The organism is Paenibacillus sp. OT2-17, from assembly GCF_009827695.1.
GTDB lineage: Bacteria > Bacillota > Bacilli > Paenibacillales > Paenibacillaceae > Paenibacillus > Paenibacillus polymyxa_B.
The window spans coordinates 1-2105 of the sequence record NZ_WUDQ01000607.1; the positions used below are offsets into that span (position 1 = coordinate 1).

General features: G+C 50.0%; 2 protein-coding genes. One reads left to right on the forward strand and one right to left on the reverse strand.

Going from position 1 to position 2105, the window contains the following annotated elements; genetic code table 11:
* The coding region (locus GRP75_RS25155) for an APC family permease (RefSeq protein ID WP_160790692.1) at window positions 1-1092 on the reverse strand (1092 nt) is incomplete at its 3' end.
* A gap of 115 nt (window positions 1093-1207) precedes the next feature.
* Here GRP75_RS25155 and GRP75_RS25160 point away from each other — a divergent pair.
* Window positions 1208-2104, forward strand: a complete 897-nt coding sequence (locus tag GRP75_RS25160) for a LysR family transcriptional regulator (protein ID WP_028540705.1) — start codon at window positions 1208-1210, stop codon at window positions 2102-2104.
* Window position 2105: the final 1 nt, after the last annotated feature.

Genomic DNA, 2105 nt, shown 5'->3' on the forward strand with positions numbered 1-2105 from the left:
TGCACAACCTCCTAAATAGGTCAGAATAAAGGTGGCGTTCGGGAACTGGATCAGGTTAGTGAGTGAAACAGTACCACTACCGTACAACACCATAATGATCACGAAGCAGACGCTAAGAAAAGCAATGCCCCCAATAGGGGTATGGAATCGTTGGGATAACATGCCCATCCAGCGAAAGGCCTGTCCTTGCCGGGATAAAGCATAAGCGACACGTGAAGCGGCACCAACATAAGCAATAATAGTAGCGGTACAAATAAAGATACCCGTCAAGCCTGCAATTATCGCGCCCCATGGCCCGATAGCCCGACTAATCACCCATACGAGCGAAGCATCCGAATCCCCTGCAAGGTAACTTTGTGTGCCCACAGTAGCCAGCGCAGTTAAGAAATAAAGCAAACCAACAATGACGGCTGCAATGGTCACGCCTTTAACGGCTGCTCTCTGGGGATTGGTGAATTCCTCTGACATATGGGACACAGCCTCCCAACCGATGAAGCACCAGAACAGAATCGCGGCCGCTTGACCGACAGGGAACCAGCCATGTGGAACAAACGGGGTGAAATGGACTGTTTCCATCTGAGGAAGTGCTGCGGCAATGGCGAATATGAGGACGGCAACGATAGCTATGACGACAGCGATCTGAATACGTCCCGCGACCTTCATGCCGATCCAGTTGATGATCAGGCCCACCGCCAACATAGCAGCGGCTAACATCATGCGGCTTTCCTCTCCCCAGCCCATGGCTGCGGTCATATAGCCGGCTCCAGTGAGTGCGGCAACAGGTGCCCCAATCGGAACCGACATGAGAAAAAACCACCCGATATAAGCACCAGCACGTGGTGAAAAGGCCAACGTGACAAAATGCGATACCCCTCCCGCATTCGGAAATTTGGCGGATAGAAGACCCATGGAAAGTGCCATTGGCAGGATGAGCAGGGTCATAAAGCCCCATGCCAGCAGCGATGCCGGTCCCGCCATTTGGGCGGCAAGTCCAGGCACAATCAATATCCCTGAACCCAGTACAGCTCCGATATAGAGTGCAATGGCCTGTGGAAGACCAATGGTGGATTGAAGTTTACTTTCATTTGTCATGCAGAAAAGCCTTCTTTCTCTTGTTATTTTCTCCAGCTTATCAGATAATCAATCTATCGGAAAAACGGAATATAACGATTGCTTGCATCGGAAAAACCGATTGAAGGAGCGGAATATGGAATCGCGGCATTTGTTTACCTTTTTAAATGTAGTTGAGGCAGGCAGTTTTACGCGAGCAGCGCGTATACTGGATTATGCACAGTCGAGTATCACTGCTCAAATTCAAGCGCTAGAGACAGAGTTGGGTACGCCGCTTTTTGATCGCATTGGCAAAAAAATCATGCTGACGGATGCTGGACGACGTCTGCTGCCCTATGCGCAGGAAATTTCCAAGATGCATGCTATGGCTAAGGATGCACTTCGTTCAGAAACGGAATTGGCGGGCACGCTGAAAATAGGAGCACCAGAGTCTCTGGCCGCTTTTCGTCTACCGAGTCTGATCCGTGAGTACAGGGAACGGTATCCGAAGGTTAAAATTGTCCTTAAACCCGGCGAATGCTGGGAATTACGCGATTTGATCCGCTCCGGTGAGCTGGATTTGGCTTTTTTGCTTCAGCCTGAGACGGAGGATAGAGAACTGAATGTCACCACGCTTATTCATGAGCCGATGGCCTTGGTTGCTCCACTTAAGCATTCGCTGGTTACCTATACCCGGGTAGAGCCTGCTGACTTGAAGGACGAAACCATTTTGCATACGGAGGCAGGATGTACGTACCGTATCCTTTTTGAGCAGTATTTGAATAAACACGGTATTTTTTCAGACCCTAGCCTGGAATTTTGGAGTATTGAAGCCATCAAGCAGTGTGTCATGGCTGGATTGGGTATCGCGCTGCTTCCGCTGGTAACGGTACAAAACGAGCTGCGAGAAGGTAAAATGGCGCGTTTAGCCTGGGATGACAGTGAACAGCAGGTGGCTACTCAGGTCGCCTATCACACGAAAAAGTGGAAATCCCCGGCTCTTAGTGAATTTTTACAGATCGTTGAGCAGCATGTAACACATTGGCGTGCATGAG

Excerpts from the sequence above, each read along its gene's own strand:
- GRP75_RS25160 (WP_028540705.1), top strand. The coding sequence starts at position 1,208 with ATGGAATCGCGGCATTTGTTTACCTTTTTAAATGTAGTTGAGGCAGGC.